The sequence below is a fragment of the Streptomonospora nanhaiensis genome, assembly GCF_026642255.1.
GTDB lineage: Bacteria > Actinomycetota > Actinomycetes > Streptosporangiales > Streptosporangiaceae > Nocardiopsis > Nocardiopsis tropica.
On record NZ_CP113264.1, the window covers coordinates 6,970,120 to 6,988,296 of the forward strand.

Annotated in this window: 10 protein-coding genes and 1 riboswitch; of the genes, 3 read left to right on the forward strand and 7 right to left on the reverse strand. The window is 72.7% G+C overall.

Translation table 11 applies throughout. The features are described 5' to 3' along the window. Positions 1 to 148: 148 nt before the first annotated feature. Positions 149 to 877 carry a FadR/GntR family transcriptional regulator gene (locus tag OUQ99_RS30165; protein ID WP_267947141.1) on the reverse strand — a complete coding sequence of 243 codons (729 nt, stop codon included), beginning with the start codon at positions 875 to 877 and terminating at the stop codon, positions 149 to 151. A gap of 258 nt (positions 878 to 1,135) precedes the next feature. Here OUQ99_RS30165 and OUQ99_RS30170 point away from each other — a divergent pair, with 258 nt between their 5' ends. Together OUQ99_RS30170 and fxsT are read left to right on the forward strand one after the other, a co-directional pair. Continuing rightward, positions 1,136 to 3,076: a S1 family peptidase gene (locus tag OUQ99_RS30170; RefSeq protein ID WP_267947142.1), complete on the forward strand. Its 1,941-nt coding sequence runs from the start codon at positions 1,136 to 1,138 to the stop codon at positions 3,074 to 3,076. A 286-nt stretch (positions 3,077 to 3,362) separates the two neighbouring features. Continuing rightward, positions 3,363 to 7,244, forward strand: a complete 3,882-nt coding sequence (fxsT, locus tag OUQ99_RS30175) for an FxSxx-COOH system tetratricopeptide repeat protein (RefSeq protein WP_267947143.1) — start codon at positions 3,363 to 3,365, stop codon at positions 7,242 to 7,244. Positions 7,245 to 7,287: 43 nt separating this feature from the next. On the opposite strand, the gene OUQ99_RS30180 is transcribed toward fxsT, so the two are convergent. Further along, entirely contained in the window at positions 7,288 to 7,566 is a 279-nt protein-coding gene (locus OUQ99_RS30180) for a DUF397 domain-containing protein (protein WP_346660224.1), read from the reverse strand. 80 nt (positions 7,567 to 7,646) lie between these two features. Between OUQ99_RS30180 and OUQ99_RS30185 the strand changes: the two genes are divergently transcribed. Continuing rightward, positions 7,647 to 7,967: a CU044_2847 family protein gene (locus OUQ99_RS30185; RefSeq protein WP_267947144.1), complete on the forward strand. Its 321-nt coding sequence runs from the start codon at positions 7,647 to 7,649 to the stop codon at positions 7,965 to 7,967. A 161-nt stretch (positions 7,968 to 8,128) separates the two neighbouring features. Here the strand turns inward: OUQ99_RS30185 and OUQ99_RS30190 are convergent, their stop codons facing one another. The 5 genes from OUQ99_RS30190 to OUQ99_RS30210 all read right to left on the reverse strand — a co-directional run bounded on the left by OUQ99_RS30190 (position 8,129) and on the right by OUQ99_RS30210 (position 17,958). Next, positions 8,129 to 9,211, reverse strand: a complete 1,083-nt coding sequence (locus OUQ99_RS30190) for a ribonucleotide-diphosphate reductase subunit beta (protein ID WP_267947145.1) — start codon at positions 9,209 to 9,211, stop codon at positions 8,129 to 8,131. Positions 9,212 to 9,346: 135 nt separating this feature from the next. Next, positions 9,347 to 11,878: a ribonucleoside-diphosphate reductase subunit alpha gene (locus OUQ99_RS30195; RefSeq protein ID WP_267947146.1), complete on the reverse strand. Its 2,532-nt coding sequence runs from the start codon at positions 11,876 to 11,878 to the stop codon at positions 9,347 to 9,349. A 157-nt stretch (positions 11,879 to 12,035) separates the two neighbouring features. Continuing rightward, a riboswitch (cobalamin riboswitch) is annotated at positions 12,036 to 12,226 on the reverse strand. Positions 12,227 to 12,666: 440 nt separating this feature from the next. Then, positions 12,667 to 13,239 carry a hypothetical protein gene (locus OUQ99_RS30200; RefSeq protein ID WP_267947147.1) on the reverse strand — a complete coding sequence of 191 codons (573 nt, stop codon included), beginning with the start codon at positions 13,237 to 13,239 and terminating at the stop codon, positions 12,667 to 12,669. 27 nt (positions 13,240 to 13,266) lie between these two features. Continuing rightward, complete coding sequence (locus OUQ99_RS30205) at positions 13,267 to 14,940, reverse strand: NYN domain-containing protein (protein ID WP_267947148.1); 1,674 nt, start codon at positions 14,938 to 14,940, stop codon at positions 13,267 to 13,269. 198 nt (positions 14,941 to 15,138) lie between these two features. After that, complete coding sequence (locus tag OUQ99_RS30210) at positions 15,139 to 17,958, reverse strand: sigma-70 family RNA polymerase sigma factor (protein ID WP_267947149.1); 2,820 nt, start codon at positions 17,956 to 17,958, stop codon at positions 15,139 to 15,141. Positions 17,959 to 18,177 lie beyond the last annotated feature (219 nt).

Sequence of the window (18,177 nt, forward strand, 5' to 3'; positions counted from 1 at the left end):
TTGTCCGATCGGACAGGAGGAGCGCGAGCCACCGTGGGGCGGCGGGGCCGCTCGCGGCCCGAGGGGGCGGTGGGGCGCCGACCGGGGCGTCGCGGAGGACGCTGTCGGCCTCCGCGGACCCGTGGGGGGCCGGGGCCGCCCGGCGGGTTCAGCCGAACCGCGTGCGGAGCCCCGACTCCACGGCGGCGAGGTGCTCGCCCAGGGCGCGCCGGGCCGCCTCCGGGTCGCGGGTGCGGACGGCGCGCGCGATCTCCCCGTGCTGGGCGTTGCTGAGCGCGATCCCCTCCTCTGTGGGCGGGGCCGTGTCCATGAGCCCGTTGACCCGCATCCGCACGTCCGTCAGGACGGCGGTGAGCTCCTCGGAACCGGTCAGGCGGGCCAGGGTGACGTGCAGGACGGTGTCGAGGCGGCGGTAGGCGGCCCGGTCGGCCCGCTCCGCGGCGGCGAGGCCGACCGACAGCAGGCGCTCCTGCTCGGCGGTCAGGCCGGTCTCGGCGAGCCGGACCACGACCCCGGTCTCCACCACCCGGCGGAGGGCGAGCAGGTCGTCCAGCCCGGCGCCCGTGGCCGCGAGGCCGCGCAGGGCCTGGCCGGGCGTGGGGCGGGGCGGGACACCGCGGACGAACGTTCCGCCGCTGCGCCCCCTGCGCGCCTCGACGTACCCCCGGTCCTGGAGCAGGCGCAGGGCCTCGCGCAGGGTGACGCGGCCGACGCCCAGCCTGGCGGCGAGGTCGCGCTCGGCGGGGAAGCGGGCTCCGGCGGGGACCACGCCGAGCCGGATCGCGCACAGCAGCCGGTCGACGGTGGCCTCCAGGGCTCTGCCCGACGGCACCGGGCGGAAGACCGCCTCGGCCGCGGGATCGGTGGGAGGGTCCACACGGTCAGCTTAGGCTTGCCCCCGGTCCTTCAGGGTCCGCGACCACCGGGGGGCGCCGCCCGCGGCGCCGGCCGCTCTCCGGCAGCCGTGCCGGGTCCGGCCCGCGCCCCTGCTCGCGGGACGCCTCCCCGCGGGCGGTCGTCCGCGTGTCCGGCCCGCCGGCGGGGCCCGGCGCCGGGCCTTCGCCCCCTGGTTCACAGTCGCCCCTCGGGGGAACGGTTCCGGGCACAACGGAATTCGAGAGAGGTCCCCCCGACAGTGGACACCCCCCTTTCACCCCGCGGCCTCCAGCCGAACGAACCGGCCTGGCAGATGCGGGTGCTCTACGAGGACGAGGCCGTGGGCGGCGCCGTCCTGCTGTCCCCCGGCCTGCTGGTGACGTGCGCGCACGTCGTCAACACGGCGCTCGGCCGCGACGGGGACCCGGAGGACCACCCGGGAGCGGGCACCACGGTGCGCCTGCGCTCGTTCGACGGGCGGGTGTGGGAGGCGGAGGTCGCGACCGACCTGTGGGCGGCGGGGCCGCAGAGCCGCGACCTGGCCCTGCTGCGCCTGAGCGGCCCGGGGCTGCCGGACACCGACTTCCCGGTCCTCAGCGGCTGCGGGGGCCTGGAGCCGGGGCAGGCCCTGTACACGACGGGGTACCCGGAGGACATGCGGTCGCTCCAGGCCTCGGTGACCTACCACGGCAGGGGCGGACCCAACGGCGTCACGCACCAGGTCGAGACGCCTCCCTCGCGGTCGTCCCGGATCACCGGCGGGTTCAGCGGGTGCGCCGTACGGACCGAGACCGGTGAGCTGGTGGGACTCGTGCAGATGAACCACCACTACGAGTGGGGGCGTCCCGGCGAGCCCTCGGGGATCGCCTTCATCCTGCCCGTGGAGGAGATCGCGGGCGAGCGGGCCGGGGGCGAGACCGTCTCGGCCCAGCGCCTCGCGGACGAGTCGCTGTGCGGGAGGCGGACCTACGACCGCCTGCACGACCTCCTGGACTCGATCCCCCTGGAGGCGGTCCCGCCGGAGAGGCTGCTGGAGCCCCGGGAGATGCGCCGGGTCAGGCAGCAGGGGGCCGCCACCACCGCCTGGCGGGTCCTCACCGCGCTGTGGGACCTGGTGCCGGGGGCGGGGAGACCGCCGTTACGGGTGGCCTGGGTCCACCACGTCTACCGGGAGGTCTCCCCTCACAGGCCGGTCCCGCCGATGGTCTGGCAGTGGATCCGGGACGAGGCCTCCGTCCTGGGCCGTGAGTGGGCGGAGGCCCTGGCCGCGGACCGGGGCGAGCGCCTGCGCGGGCCCGAGGAGCCCTCCCCCGCGGAGCGCCCCGCCCCCGAGCCCGTCCCCGACGAGCCCGACACGATGGTGTTCTTCGACCTGGAGCCGGTGACCGGCGGCTTCAAGCTCTCGCACGGCTTCGCCCGGCGGGGCGAGGCGGACGGCCGTCCGCTGCACCAGGACACGAGGCTGGTCAGCGAGCCGGAGATCTGCGACGAGATCGGCGACCTCATGAGCGACGTGGTCATGCGCAGGCTGGTCACCCCGAACGAGGAGTCCCTGCGGCTGCGCGTCTTCCTCCCGAGGAACCTTCTGTACCTGCGCCTGGGACAGGCCACCGGCACCAGCGAGGTGCAGTTCCCCTCCCGGCTGGCGTCGAGGTACGAGATCGTCTACCACATACGCGAGCGGCACGTGGACCCGAGCTACCTGGGGACCCCTCCCGGCCGGTGGCTCCTGCGCTCGGAGAAGCAGCGGGAGGAGGCCCTGGTGGAGGACCGCAACGTCCTCCTCACGTGGGAGAAGAAGGTGAGCGAGGTCGCGGACGCCCTGTCGAGGTCGCACCTGACCGTGTGCGCCGTGGACTCCGAGACCGGCGACGCCGAACACGTCTACGACTCCGCCGTCAACATGGGGGTCCCCACCATCGTCAAGGGCCCCAAGAAGGCCGTGTTCGACTTCGTGAACGAGCTGCTCGCACGGGAGCCCCGGTCCCGGGTGAGGATCACCGCCCTCCCCCGGCTCCTCCGCGACAAGTCGCAGGACTACCCCGACTTCCGCGACGTCTCCCTGTTCCAGGACGACTACGGGGACGTGCTCGCGCGGGCCGTCCTCGACGGGGGTTCGGCGCTCCCCCGGGCGGGAGGGGGCGGGACGGGCGCGGTGCCGTCCCCTCGGGCGGCGGCCTCCCGTGACGTGCCGGACTGACCGAGCCGGGGAGAGCCGCCGTGCCGACCATTCCACTCCATCCTTTATGCCCGTGCCGTTCGGCCGAAATCGTCTGGAAGCGGAGGCGATACCGACCCGTGAACCCTCCCGAACACGCACATCGGGGGTCCGTTCCGATTTCCCGGGCGATCGGGACGCGCCGCACGGCACCGCCCCCGACGGCGGCGTGGCAGAATCGGAGGAAGGACATTTCCAGGAGGAGTTCAGAAGAGGGGCCCGCCGACCCCTCCTTTGAAGTTCCCCACAAGGGGAAAAAGACGACATAATGGACGATTTGTCCCACAGGTACCAGAACGCACTCAGCACTCTGACAGGTGGCTCGTCCCGCCCGGTCGTTCTCGTCGACTCGTCCCCCCTCATGGAGCTGCACCGCGACAGCGTGGCCGCGCTGGTCGAGGGCGCCGGGCGGGCCGGGTGCACGGTCGTCCGCTTCCACCCCGGCAACCCCACGCACACCAGGGGTGAACACGATCCACCGTGGCCCCTGGAGTCCCACCTCCCCCCGGACGCCGCGGTCGCCGTCCTCGTCACCGACACGCAGGACCGCGGGTGGCGCGGCCCGAGGCTGCGCGCCTGGGCCGCCTCGCTCGCCTCCCGCCTGCCGACCGTCCTCCTCCACCTCCTGGACCGCTCCGTCTGGTCCGGGGGGCCGCTCGCGCCCGGGCCGATGCGCATGACCGGGCCGTCCCCCGTCCCGCCCTCCTCCTGGGAGTTCACGGGGGCGGCGGCCGGCGCCGGGGACGGCGGCCTCCCCGCGGACGCCGCCGTGCTCCCCGTGCTGGAGTTCGGCCCGGACGCCCTCACCGCGTGGAGCGCGGTCGTGAGCGGCGGGGCCGGCGCCTGGGAGGCCGACGCGGCCGTGCTCCCCGCCGACGGCGCCCGGCCCCCGGGCTCCGCCCCCTGGGACCCCGATCCCGTGTCGCGCTTCCTCTCCCACGCCTCGCGCGGAGCACGCGACCTCGCCGTGCGGCTGGCCCAGGCCCCGGTCAACCTCAGGGTGGCCGAGCTGATCCAGAGCAACATCCCGCACGCGCCCCGCGACCCGCGCGCGGCCGTCACCGAGATCGCCGAGGTGTTCGGCAGCGAGCTGATGGACCCGGCCGTGCCCCTGGGGGACCTCGACGACCCCGCCGCCGCGGCCCTGGAGTTCCTTCCGGGGGTCCGCAGGGACCTCCTGGGCGGATTCGGCGACCTCAGCGTGATGCGGTCGGTGTTCTACTCCCTCGGGATCGAGTTCAAGGACGCGGCCAGGCTCTACCAGTGGCTGTCCCGGATCGAGACCGGCGCCCCCCAGGACCCCCCGCTCGACGGCGAGGAGGACCTGGCCCGCGCCGTGCTGCCCGCGCTCTCCGAGATGCCGGGCGAGTACCGCAGGTTCGCGGACCAGCTCCGCGTCGCCCTGGGGGAGGCGCCCGCCCGCGAGGCCGCTCCGACGGGCGCCCCGGCGGCCCGCAGCACACCCCCGGACGGGGCGCGCTCCCCCGGCGGCCCCGCCCCCCGGCACGGGGACGCGCCCCGCCCCCAGACCACCGCCCCCCGAGAGGAACCGAGCCCGACCGTGACCGACCCCCACACCCCCGCGACGGAGTCCGCCGGCTCGGAGCCCCTGGCCCTGGGCAGTTCGAGGCTGCGCCGTTCGCGGCAGAAGCCGCTCGCCAAGCTCCGCGGCGTCCCGCCGCACAACCTGAACTTCACCGGGCGGGAGAAGATCCTCGAACACGTCCACGACCTGTTGGAGGACTCCGTCGGCGGGGTCTACCTGCTGGCGGGCGGCGGCGGCATCGGCAAGACCCAGATCGCCACCGAGTACGTGCACCGGCACCGGGACGAGTACGACCTGATCTGGTGGTTCGCCGCCAACAGCGCCTCGGACGTCCAGCAGTCCTACCTGCGCCTGGCCCGGTACCTGGGCCTGGGCGACGACACCGGGAACCTGGAGCAGGTCGCCCAGCAGGTACGGGAGGTCCTGGAGGGCGACCCCGGGGTGGGGCGCTGGCTCCTCGTCTTCGACGACGTCTCCGAGCTCGACCAGCTGGGGGAGGAGGTCCTCCCCTCGAACGGCCCCGGGGACGTCATCATCACCTCCCGCGACCAGAGCTGGATCCCCAGCGGGCGCAGCGAGGGCTCGATCGTCCCCAGCCTGAGCGCGCGGGAGAGCGTCGCCCTGCTCCGCAAGGTCTGCCCCCACGGCCTGGACGACGACGCGACGGCCCTGCGCATCGCCGAGCGGCTGGAGCACCTCCCCCTCGCGCTCGCGCAGGTCGGCGCCTACCTGCGCGACTCCCTGATGAGCGTGGAGGAGTTCCTCCACCTGCTCCAGGACAAGTTCGACGAACTCGTCACCCACGTGGAGCCGGAGGACCTGTACCCCCTGCCCCTGGCGGCGGCCTGGAACATGCAGCTCGACGACCTCCGGCGCGGCACGGGGCCCGACCGCGCCCTCAAGCGGATGGTCAGGGAGTTCGTCCAGCTCTGCTCGTTCTTCGCCCCGCGCTCCCTCTCGCGCACCCTGTTCCACCGCGCCCGCGGGCTGAGCCCCAACCCGGACCTGTCACAGATCCTCGGCAACGAGATGGTCCTGACGAGGGTCCTGCGCTACGTGAGCAGGCACAGCCTCGCCGAGTTCGACCGGACCAACCACACCTTCCAGCTGCACGTCACCTTCCAGACCGTCGTGCAGAGCACCCTCGGCGACGAGGAGCGGGTGCGCTACCGCGACCTGGCCCACCGGCTGCTGGCGCAGAGCGACCCCCTCGGCCCCGAGCTCCCGCAGAACTGGCCCGAGTACCAGCTGCTGTACACCCACGTGGACGCCTCCGAGGCGTGGCGCAGCCACGACCCGCAGGTCCGCGGCCTGGTGGGCAACGTGATCGTCTACCTGGTGGAGACCGGGAACGGCGACGCCGCGCTCGCCCTGGCGGACCGGGCCATCGAGGCCTGGTACGACGACACCGCGCAGAGGTTCCAGATCCAGCTGCTGCGCACCAGGATCCTCCGGATCCGCGGTGACAACGAGATCGCCCTCGCCGAGGCGGAGCGGATGTACGCGGAGCAGGCCCAGCTGGAGGGCCCGGAGAGCGAGGAGGCCCTGGAGGCCCACCGGGCGCGGGCCATCGCGCTCAGCAACCTCGGGCACTACGCCAGGGCCCTGGCCATGTTCGAGGACATCCACCGGACGAGGACCATGCTCTTCGCCGAAGACGACGAGAACACCCTGGTCATCGCCCACGACATCGGCGGCTGCCTGCGCCGCCTCGGCCGCTTCCGGCAGGCCCTGGAGCTGGACCGGCGCACCCTCGAACAGCGCAAGTACGTGTTCGGGCCGGACGGCATCCCGACGCTGCGGACGCGGTTGTCGATCGGCCTCGGCCTCATGGCCCTCGGGTACCTGGAGGAGGCCCGGGAGACGCTGGTGGACTGCCGGAGGCGGTTCGAGGTCACCGAGGCCAACGCCAGCACCCACACCTCGGACATCCCGGTCTTCCTCTCCGTCATCCACCGCCGGCTCGGCGACCACACCCTGGCGCTGGAGCTGACCGAGCAGGCGCGCGAGGTCAACGTCGCGCGCTACGGGCCGCACGCCCCGCCGACGCTGCACCTCAACAGCATCCACATGGTGAACCTGGCCTTCGCCAACCGCCTGGAGGAGGCCCGCCGGCTGGTCGAGGACCTCCTGGTACACATGGACGACAGGTTCCCCTCACGCCACCTCTTCCCCTGGGCCTCCAGGGCCAACGCGGCGATCGTGTTCCGCGTGCTGGGCGAGTACGAGCGGGCGCACGAGCTGGACCGCACCGCCATGGCGGAGATCCGCGAGCGCTTCCCCGACGCGGACGTCACCCTCACCGCCGTCGAGGTCAACCTGGGCAACGACCTGTTCGCCCTGGGGAGGCTCAAGGAGGCCCGCGCCCAGGACGCCGCGAGCGTGGAGCTGTGCCGGGAGGCCCTGGGGGAGCACCACGTCTTCCTGACCACGGCCCGGCGCAACCTGCTGATCAGCCGGCGGGCGCTGGGCGAGGACGTCGGGGACGAGTGGGAGGCGCTGCGCGAGCACTACACCTCGCGGTTCGGGCCCGAGCACCGCTTCGTGGCCACGATGGCGTCCTTCACCCGGCTGGACACCGACATCTTCCCCGTCAGGGACTGAGGAGGGGGCGGTCCCGGCACACGCCCGGGGCCGCGGGGGCCGCTCAGCGCACGGACGAGACCAGGGACAGCCACTCGCGGGACCGGAACCGCAGGACGTCCCCTCCGGGGCGGTGGGAGTCGCGGAGGCACACGCGGCCCGGCTCGCCGAGGGAGGCCTCGCAGCAGTCGGCTCCGGATCCCGACCTCGACGACTTGCGCCATCCGGTGCCGTCGCGTCCGTCCCGCCAGATGGCACTTGAGCCGTTTCGCCCGGTCATAACTGGTACGTCCCACCGTTTCCTCCGCGCGGACGGCAGCGGAATATCATCGTTGCCGGACATCTCCCCCTATTTTACTTTCTGTGGACATCAAGAGGAATGGCAAGCCCCTTCGGAGAATGCGTGAGGCCAATGTGAACAAAGTGATCGACTTCGTCACCGACGACGGCACCGTGATCAGCATCGAGTCCGCCCCCGTCCGCAAGGAGGGGGCCGCCCCCGTCTCACGGACCCCGGGAAAGGCCACCGGGGACAAAAGGCTCGACTCCGTCCTGCTCCGCATCAGGAAGATCGCCGAGGCCGTGTCGGCGCAACTGGAGGAGCTCTCCTCCTCCTCGCTGGCGCCCTCGGAGACGGAGGTCGAATTCGGTGTGACCGTGAGCGCCGAGGCGGACGTCGTGGTGGTCAAGGGGACCGGCGAGGCCACCTTCAACGTCCGGATGACCTGGACCGCCAAGGGCTGAGGGCCGGGTCCCGGCGCCTCCGGCCGGGGCCCGGGACACACCCCCCGCACGCGAAAGCGGCCCGGATCGCGCGCCTCGATCCGGGCCGCCCGGGGGGAGGCCGTGTCCGCCTCCCTGGAGGAGAACCCCGTCCGGCCCGCCTCACGCGGGCCGGGACACCGTCAGTCCCAGTCCAGGCCGCTGCCGGTCTGGTACTCGATGACGCGGGTCTCGAAGAAGTTCTTCTCCTTCTGGAGGTCCATCATCTCGCTCATCCACGGGAACGGGTTCTCCGTCTCCCCGAAGATGGGGGCCAGGCCGATCTGCTCGGCGCGGCGGTCGGTGATGAAGTGCATGTACTTCTCGCACAGCTCCGAGTTGAGGCCGAGCACGCCGCGCGGCATGGTCTCGCGGCCGTACGCCACCTCCAGCTCGCACGCCTCCGCCAGCATCCGCCGGACCTCGCCCTGGAACTCCTCGCTCCACAGGTGCGGGTTCTCGATCTTGATCTGGTTGATCACGTCGATGCCGAAGTTCAGGTGGATCGACTCGTCGCGCAGGATGTACTGGTACTGCTCCGCGATGCCGATCATCTTGTTGCGGCGGCCCAGCGACAGGATCTGCGCGAAGCCGGTGTAGAACCACATGCCCTCGAAGATCACGTAGAACGCCACCAGGTCGCGCAGGAACGCCTGGTCGGCCTCCGGCGTGCCGGTGCGGAACTCCGGGTTCTCCAGGTTCTGGGTGTACTTGAGCGCCCAGGCGTCCTTCGCCGTGATCGACGGGACCTCCCGGTACATGTTGAAGAGCTCGCCCTCGTCCAGGCCCAGGCTCTCGCAGATGTACTGGAAGGTGTGGGTGTGCACCGCCTCCTCGAAGGCCTGGCGCAGCAGGTACTGGCGGCACTCCGGGTTGGTGAGCTGGCGGTACACGGCCAGGACGATGTTGTTGGCCACCAGCGACTCGGCGGTCGCGAAGAAGCCGAGGTTGCGCTTGAGCATCAGGCGCTCGTCCTCGGTCAGCCCGTCCTTGGACTTCCACAGCGCGATGTCGGCCTGCATGGCGACCTCGGTGGGCATCCAGTGGTTGTTGCAGCCCGCGAGGTACTTCTCCCACGCCCACGTGTACTTGAGCGGGAGCAGCTGGTTGACGTCGGCGCGGGCGTTGATCATCGCCTTGTCGTCGACGTTGACGCGCTCGGCGTCGCGCTCGATCTCACCGAGGCCGCTGGTGGCGCCGGCGTTGTTCTCGGAGACTGCGGTCATGCTGGGGTTCTTCCGTTCTCCGGCCGGGCCGGAAAGTCGTTGTCGGGAGCGGGACGCGGCGTCGCCGCGGGCACGGTCCGGCGGGGCGGCCGGACCGGCCCGGGGCCGCCGGCGGGCGGCCCCGGGTCTCACGCCCTACTGGCAGGCCTCGCACTCGGGGTCGTCGATGGAGCAGGCCTGGCCGTCGACGATCTCGAACTCGTCCTCGACCTCGGTGTTCACGGCGGCGGGCGCCGCGACCGGCTCGGGGACGGGGGCGGGTGCCGGGGCGCTCGGGGTCGCGGCGACCGAGTTGAGGCGGCCGTCGGTGCCCTTGAGCGTGCTCTTCTCCACGTGCGTGGCGCTCTGCGAACGCAGGTAGTAGGTGGTCTTGAGGCCGGAGCGCCACGCGCGGCGGTACAGGGTGTCGAGCTTCCTGCCGCTCGGGGCCGCCATGTACAGGTTCAGGGACTGGGCCTGGTCGATCCACTTCTGGCGGCGCGATCCCGCGTCCACCAGCCACTCGGGGTCGACCTCGAACGCGGTCGCGTACAGCGCCTTGAGGTCGTCCGGGACGCGGTCGATGGCGCCGAGGCTGCCGTCGTGCATCTTCAGCGCCGAGACCATGTCGTCGTCCCACAGGCCGCGCGCCTTGAGGTCCCGGACCAGGTACGGGTTGACGACGGTGAAGTCGCCGGACATGTTCGACTTGACGTACAGGTTCCGGTAGAGCGGCTCGATCGACTGGCCGACACCGGTGATGTTGGCGATGGTCGCGGTGGGCGCGATCGCCATCACGTTGGAGTTGCGCATCCCGGTGGACCTCACGCGCTCGCGCAGCGAGTCCCAGTCGAGGGTCTCGCCCCGGTCCATGTCCAGGTCGCCGCCGCGGGAGTCGGCGAGGAGCCGCAGCGAGTCGATCGGCAGGACGCCCCGGCTCCACAGCGAGCCCTCGAAGGACTCGTAGGCGCCGCGCTCGGAGGCCAGCTCCATGGACGCCTCGATGGCGTAGTAGCTGATCAGCTCCATGCTCTCGTCGGCGAACGTCACCGCGCCCTCGGAGGCGAACGGGGTGCGCAGCTTGAACAGGGCGTCCTGGAAGCCCATCAGGCCGAGGCCCACGGGGCGGTGGCGCATGTTCGCGCGGCGCGCCTCGGGGATCGTGTAGAAGTTCACGTCGATGACGTTGTCGAGCATGCGCACGGCGGTGCGGACGGTGCGGCGCAGGCGCTCGGCGTCCAGGCCGTCGGGGCCCACGTGCTGGGCCAGGTTGACCGAGCCCAGGTTGCAGACGGCGACCTCGTCGGCGCTGGTGTTCAGCGTGATCTCGGTGCACAGGTTGGAGGAGTGCACGACGCCGACGTGCTGCTGCGGCGAGCGCAGGTTGGACGGGTCCTTGAAGGTGATCCAGGGGTGCCCGGTCTCGAACAGCATGGTCAGCATGCGACGCCAGAGGTCGACCGCGGGGATCTTCTTGGCGACCTTGATCCGGCCCTCCTCGGCGGCGGCCTCGTACTTCTCGTAGGCCTCGGCGAAGTCGGTGCCGTACTTGTCGTGCAGGTCGGGGACCTCGTCCGGCGAGAACAGGGTCCAGCTGCCGCCCTGCTCCACACGCTGCATGAACAGGTCCGGAACCCAGTTCGCGGTGTTCATGTCGTGGGTGCGGCGGCGGTCGTCGCCGGTGTTCTTGCGGAGGTCGAGGAACTCCTCGATGTCGATGTGCCAGGTCTCCAGGTAGGCGCACACGGCGCCCTTGCGCTTGCCGCCCTGGTTGACCGCGACGGCGGTGTCGTTGGCGATCTTCAGGAACGGGACGACGCCCTGGCTCTTGCCGTTGGTGCCGCGGATGTGCGAGCCGAGGCCGCGCACCGGGGTCCAGTCGTTGCCGAGCCCGCCCGAGTACTTGGACAGCATCGCGTTGTTGCTGATGCCGTGGAAGATGGCCTGGAGGTCGTCGCCGACGGTGGTGAGGAAACAGGAGGACAGCTGCGCGCGCACCGTGCCGGCGTTGAACAGGGTGGGCGTGGAGGCCATGAAGTCGAACGAGGACAGCAGCTCGTAGAACTCGATGGCGCGGGCCTCGCGGTCGTCCTCGTTGAGGGCCAGCCCCATGGCGACGCGCATGAAGAACGCCTGCGGCAGCTCGTAGCGGACCTCGTCGCTGTGCAGGAAGTAGCGGTCGTAGAGGGTCTGGATGCCGAGGAAGGTGAACTGCTCGTCGCGCTCGGGGCGCAGGGCGGCGCCCAGTCGCTCCAGGTCGAACCCGGCGAGCGCCGGGTCGAGCTGGCCCAGGTCGATGCCGCGGCTGACGTAGGCGGCCAGGTAGGCGGCGTAGCGCTCGCCCATCTCGGACTGCCCGGCGGCGTCGGGGGCACCGCTGATGAAGGTGAGGGCCTCGCGGCGCAGCTTGTCCAGCAGCAGGCGGGCGGCCACGAACGAGTAGTCCGGGTCGACCTCCACGAAGCTGCGGGCGGCCATGACCAGGGCGAGCTCGACCTCGGAGTCGGGGATGCCGGGGTAGAAGCCGCGGCGGGCCTCGGTGAGGACCTTCTCCGCCGAAACACCGGTGAGCCTCGCACAGGCCTCGGTCACGACGTGCTCGATCCGGTCGACGGCGGCGGGGGGCGCGCCCTCGTTGGTCGGCTCGGGCCGAACGGATACGGGCACGGCCTCGACGTCAAGGGTCATACAGCGGCTCCAACCTCGGTAGAAGAGTCCCGGCGGGGAGGGGACACGATGGGCAAGGTGCGCGGCACGCACCGGGGGACCGACGCACCGGGTGCGTGCGGTCGTCCGACCGGTGGGTCGCGGCGGCTCACCCTCGAAGCCCCGTCGTCGGCGCACGTTCACGTGCGCACCGGTGGCAGGTCTTCGGGCTCGTGGGCGGCCTACGCACCGTCGCTTCCCGGGGCCTTCGGGGGTCCCCAGTGCCTGTGACGGCTTCGTTCCCACTTACCGCTGCGGGGCAGCCCCGGCTTCGCACCGGGTTCCCTCTTGCCTCACCCCGAGGGGTGAACCACCAGCGGGACAGATACTACATCTAGGGGGCCCTGCGTTGGAACACCGCAAGATGATGGCGTGTCATCGATTTCTCGGATTCTTCGACGATCGTCGAACACACGCGTGGGCCGTGGTATGAGAGGGCCTCGGGCACCCGGTTCAGGGGGATGTCGCGCCTCGTCGGGGCAGCTGGGAGGCGACCGGACACAGCCTAGATCGTCGCCGGGGCTCCCCGGGACCGGAGCGCCCCCCCGAGGGGCGGCCGAACGCCCGGAACGCCGCTTCCGAGGCGGTTCGGACGGCGCCAGGCGAACCGGTGCCGCTGACCACACGGCCGTGTCCGCGGCGGCCGGCCCCGGACCGGAGCGGCCGGGCGGAGATCCGTGCCTCCACCGCCCCGGGCGTGTCGGCGGCGCGCCCGCACGTCGGAAAGCTCACTCCGCCGGGCCGGAGTGCCCCGGCCCGGACGGCCGGGGTCACTCCTCGTCGAGTCTGCGGTCCAGCCGGTCCTCGGACAGCCCCAGGTCGGTGCGGATGCGGAACCGGATGCGCAGGAGCTCCACCAGGAGGTCGCGGACGTAGGGCGAGGAGGCCCGGTCGAGGAACCGGTGCGCGCCGACCGTCGCCCACCGCTCGGCGCCCTCCAGGTCGTCGTGCGCGTACAGTGCCTCCGCGACGTGGATGAAGGTCTGGAGTCCGGGCGGATCCTCGCCCTCCAGGCGTTTGAGGTGGGCGTAGGCCTGGTCGACCTCGTCCAGTTGCAGGAGTGCCCCGGCGCTGAGCGCGCGGGCGTCGATCACCGTGGCCCCGCCGTCGTCGATCGCCCTCTGGTAGGCCGAGCAGGCGCGCTCGAACTCCTGGGCGATCTCCCACTGCTCCCCCGCGCGCACGAACAGCTCCGCGCGCGAGACCTCGCTCCCCGCGTCGACCCGGTTGGCCAGGTCCAGGAGTTGGGCGGCGACCCGTCCGTGCTCACCGGACCGGACAGCGTGGAATTCCCAACGGTCGAGTTCTGCCGTCGTCACGTGGGTCAACCGCATCGCCCCCATCCCCTACTCGCACTCCCGCGCGCCCTGTCAGGACCTGGCCCGCTCCAGGGCCTGCCAGAACCCCTGGCGCAGTCCGTCACGGACCTCGTCACGCAACAGGTGGTCGATCGGCAGCGAGGAGCCCTGGAGCAGGCGCGCCTCCAGGTCGGAGGGCATCCTGGGCCTGCGGGCGAGTACGGCCTCCACCCACAGGGCGGGCGCCTCGCGAGCGATCGACTCCGCGAAGTCGTTCCCTTCCTTGTGCGCGACATGCACCGCTTCGTCAACGGTATGCGCGGCGGGACGTGTCTGCTGTGGATATCCAGGACTGGGACGGGATTCCTGGTAGCCGCCGGCGCTGAACCGGCTGGCGGGTTCGGGACCAGTAGGTGGCGGCCCCCCGTAGGGGGAGGCTGCCCCACCGCGGTGAGCGGTGTCAGTTTCCGTACTGGTCCCATAGGTAGGGTTTGCGTCGGCCGCTCCCCCGAATCCGGAGCCGTCCCCACCCCCGTAGCGCGGGTCCTGGCGCGGGTCCTGCCGTGGGTCCTGGGGTGGGGCGCTTCTCGGAGGTGGCGCGTGGCCGGGTTGGCCGTCCGACGCGAAGGAGCGCTGCGGCCCCGTCCCCGCGGCGAAGGACTGCTGGGGTCCCGTGCCGTTGAAGGAGGGCTGCGCTCCGGTCATCGGCCCCGATCCGGAGGCCGGCCTCCCGGGCATGCCGTAGCCGCTCGGGTCCGCGCCGCGCATCGACGGGTGCCCGTCGGTGACGGGATAGCCCTGCTGCCCGTTGTGGGCGGGGTGGCCCCCGGTCACCGAGTGGCCGGGGTAGGAGCCGCCGCCCGTGCCGGGCGGGGTCTGCCCGCCGGACGGGAATCCGTTGGCGTCGATGCCGCCCGGCTGCTGGCCGCCGTCGCCCCCCGGTCCGACGAGGTGGTCCCCGCCGCGCTGCTGCGCGAGGGACCTCCGCATGGCGCGCAGCTGGTCCATGGCGCTGCCCTGGGGGACGGGCTGGCCCCCGGTCCCCGCGAACATCGCCTCCAGGCCGCCGCTGGAGGATCCCACCGGGTCGACCCGGGCGCCGCCGGGCTGGGCCGCGACGGGCTGCCGCGGCGTCTCGGGCGCGGAACGGGCCCGGCCGTTGGCGAACGGCGTCGTGGTCTTGGCCGCGGTCTCCTGGGAGGAGCCGCTGCTGGAGAGGAGGTTGACGTGCGGGCGCAGGTGGCCCGCCCCGATCTCGATGAGGTCGTCGCACTCCCGGCGCAGGGCCCGGGAGATGGTCCAGTTGCCCTCGACGGACACGTGCACGACGGTAACGCGCACGCCCATGTCCTGGACGTCGGCGACGACGGAAGCCATGTCCTCGTCACCGCTGACCAGGACGGCGTCGCACAGGACGCCGGTGCGTGCCAGCGTGGTGATGTCGCGCTGGACATAACTCTCCACGCCCTCGCGGCGGCCGGGCCGTATCCTCGCGGCACGGAACTTGACGCCGGGGATGTCGGCGATGCCGTCCTGCTCCTGGGAGCGCCGCTCTTCGGCGACGGCCTCGTACCAGTAGCAACGCAGCAGCGGAAGACCGGTGCGGTCCCGTGCGACCTCGTTGAGGAACTGGACGAGTCCGGAGTAGTCCCAGGAGACGGAGTCCCGGTTGCGGGTTCCGTGCACGGCCATCGCGCCGTCCGCGAGAAGGTATCCCGCGTCAACGAACAACGCGCAGCGGTCCACGTGACACCGCCCCCTTCCCTTTTGACTCTGGGGCCATATCCATGACCGGGGCACAGCCTAGCCAAGTCTGTCTGGTTTTGCGTGCCCTCTTTGAATACGGAAAGTTATTGACCCACTACACACAGGCGGGATCCCGTTGAGGGGCGGGCTTTTCCAGCCGCCCGGGCCTGCCGGGAAACCCGTCGCGAATACCGGACTTCAGGTACGCATCGGGGCGGTCAGCGCCACGACGCCGACCAGCACCGCGTCCTGTTCGGAGAGGATTCGGATATCCGTTTCCCTGCCGAGTACTGGGTCGAATCGTACGACGTCGGTACCGAAGGTGAAGGGGTCCCCCACGGCCCCGCGGGCGGAACTCGCGAAGGCGTTGTCCTCCTCCCCGTACCCGCCGCTCGGGGCGACCGCGCGGCCGTCCACCGTCACCCGGTCCCCCCGCAGGTCGGCGTCGCCCTCCCAGGCCACCACGTCCACGTGGGAGGGCACCGCGGCGGGGAGCAGACCCGACACCGGGAACGACATCCCCGTGCGGCTCCGGAAGACCGCCCCGGTGTCGTCGAGCACCATCGCCTGGTTGTAGGAGCCGATGCCCGGGTCCTCCAGGACCACCACCAGGCTCCACCCGGCGTAGACGCCCCGGCCCTCCCGGGCCGGCACGTCGCCCACCCACCACTCGCCGCCGCCCTGGGCCCTCACCAGGTCGGTGACCTCGGCGAACGCCTGGTAGGCGGGGTATCCGGGCAGGTCCGCGACCTTCGTGTCGGTGGCGGCCACGGTCCGGTAGGACGTCATGCCCGGCCCCCTGACCCGGGCCGCGGGGGCGTCGGGGGCGCCCGCGGCCGAGAAGTACAGCCCCGCCCAGCGGACCGCGCCGCCCTCGGGGAGGTCCCAGGTCGCGGCGCTCGCCGAGGTGGTGGCGTCCGGATCGCCCTCGAGGGGAGCCATCACCCAGTTGTCGTTGTCGCGGTGCTCCCCCTCCCTCAGGCGGGCGTCGGCACAGGGGCCGTCCGGCGCCTCCGGCCCGGCCCCGGAGGACGGGTCCGGACCCGGTTCCGGTTCCGGGACGGGCCCGGGGCCGCCGTCCGGGTTCTCCGGGTCCGCGACCTCCGGGTCCGCGACCTCCGGATTCGGGTCCCGCTCCGGGGCCGTGGGCGACACGCCGTCCGGCAGGGCGCCGGCTCCGTCAGGGGCGCCGCCGTCCTCTCCCTCCGCGTCGTCCTCGGGGATCTCCTCCTCCCCCCGGGACCCCTCTTCCCCCGGGGACGCCTCCGTGCCGGGCTCCGCGGGCAGCGGCCCCCGCGGTGCGCGGGCCAGGTCCGCGTCGGCCTCCGGAGCGGTGCGCCCGTCGGCGCCCGGGGTCCCCCCTGTCCCGGGGCCGGCGCCGGGGACGCCGGGGTTCCCGGGCCGCCAGGGCCACGGCCACGGCCAGTGCCCCCCGTGGTCCCGCTCCGGCTCGACACAGGTCATCAGCGCGTTGCCGACGCTCTCGGTCCGCACCCGCCCGGCCGTCGCGTAGCGCGCGGCCACCCCCTCGGAGGAGACCCCGCGCTCCCCGGTCGCACTGGCGGCCACGCCTCCGGAGGACACCGTCACGGACGCGGGCACGCCGACGTCGGCCCCGGCGTCCACGCGCACGTCCAGGAACTGGGTGCTGTTCTGCCCGGACGCCATCCGCGGGTGCGCGCAGCGGCCGCCGCCGCTGCCCGACGAGCAGCTCCAGTCGCCGTTCCCGGTCGCCATGGGGACGGAGCTGCCGGCGCCGCCGGAGGAGACCATCTCGACCCCCGGCGGCAGCGTGATCACCGCGATGACGTCCTCGACCGTGGACGCGCCGATGTTGCGGACGTCCAGGACCACGATCCCCTCGCTGCCCGGGAGGAGCGCGCCGACGGGGTCGATGCCCGCCGCGAACAGCGGTTCGGGGGCGTCCTCGGCCACCTCCTCCTCGGGGACGTCCGCCGGGGGCACGGCCGGCTCCGCCGGGGCCTCCGGGGGCGCGGGCCGGTCCGGGGCCGACGTCCCCCCCGGCGCGGCGGGGGGCGGGGCGGCGGGGGGCGGGCCCGGAGGCGTGTCGGGGGCGGCCGGGTCCCCCGGCGCGGGCGCGGGAACGGGTTCCTCCTGCGGGGCCGCCGCCGGGGGCGGGTCCTCGGGACGCATCGGAACCTCCCCGCCGGTCAGGGCGAGCGCGACCGCGACCGCCATGCCCGCGGCGGCGGCGCCGCCGGCCGCCGCCTGCTGCTGGCGGCGCGACATCCGGCCCCACCAGGCTCCCGTGGCCGCGCCGCCCGGGGTGAGGGCGAGGTAGCCCGCCGCCCCGGAGCCGACCACCAGCGGGAGGACGACCCCGCGCAGGCCGACGTTGACGTCCATCAGCTCCGCGTACACCTCACGGCAGTCCGCGCAGCCGTCCATGTGCGTGTCGACCTTGGCGGTGTCCCGTTTGGACAGGCCGCCCCGGACGTAACCGCCGAGGAGCCCCAGGGTCGGGCGGCACGCCTCCGCGGCCGCGCCGCCGGCCAGGTGCATCTGGAGGTAGGCCTGCCGGAGCCCCTCCCGGGCCCGGTAGGCGAGGGCGGCGACCCCGTTCGGGTTCATGCCGAGCAGGGGCGCGGCCTCGGCCGGCTTGGTGCCCTCGATCTCGGTGTGCCAGAGGACGGCCTGCCACCGCTCCGGCAGGGAGAGGAAGGCACGGGCGATCAGTGATCTCTCCAGCCCCTCCAGCGCCGGATCCACGAACGGCTGGCCCGGGACGAGGCTCTCCATGTCGTCCGTGACGACCTGGCGCTTCTCCCCCCGCCCCCGGTCGTACGCGGCGTTGCGCACCGCGGTGAGCAGGTAGGGACGGAAGGAGTCCTCGGGGCCCTTGCCCCTCCGGATGACGCTGAGCACCCGGGTGAACGCCTCGGCGACGGCGTCCTCCGCCTCGGCCTCCCCGCGCAACAGCTGCCTGGCCAGTCCGCGCGCCGACGCCGCGTGCCGCTCGTACAGAGTCGCGTAGGCGGCGGTGTCGCCGCCACGCACCCGCCTGATGATCTCAGCGTCACCGACGAGTGTCTCTGTGTGATTTCTGTCGGCGTCGGACACCGAACGTCCTCTCATCTGATCCCGCCACAAGCCAGGAAGAACGCTGGTTCGGCGTCGGAAGAACACGTACTCGAAAAAAATATCCCGCATCCGCGTCATGGCCGCCACCGATCCCGGTAATCAGGGTGAGGGCGAGCGGCGGGGACCCGGTGCGGG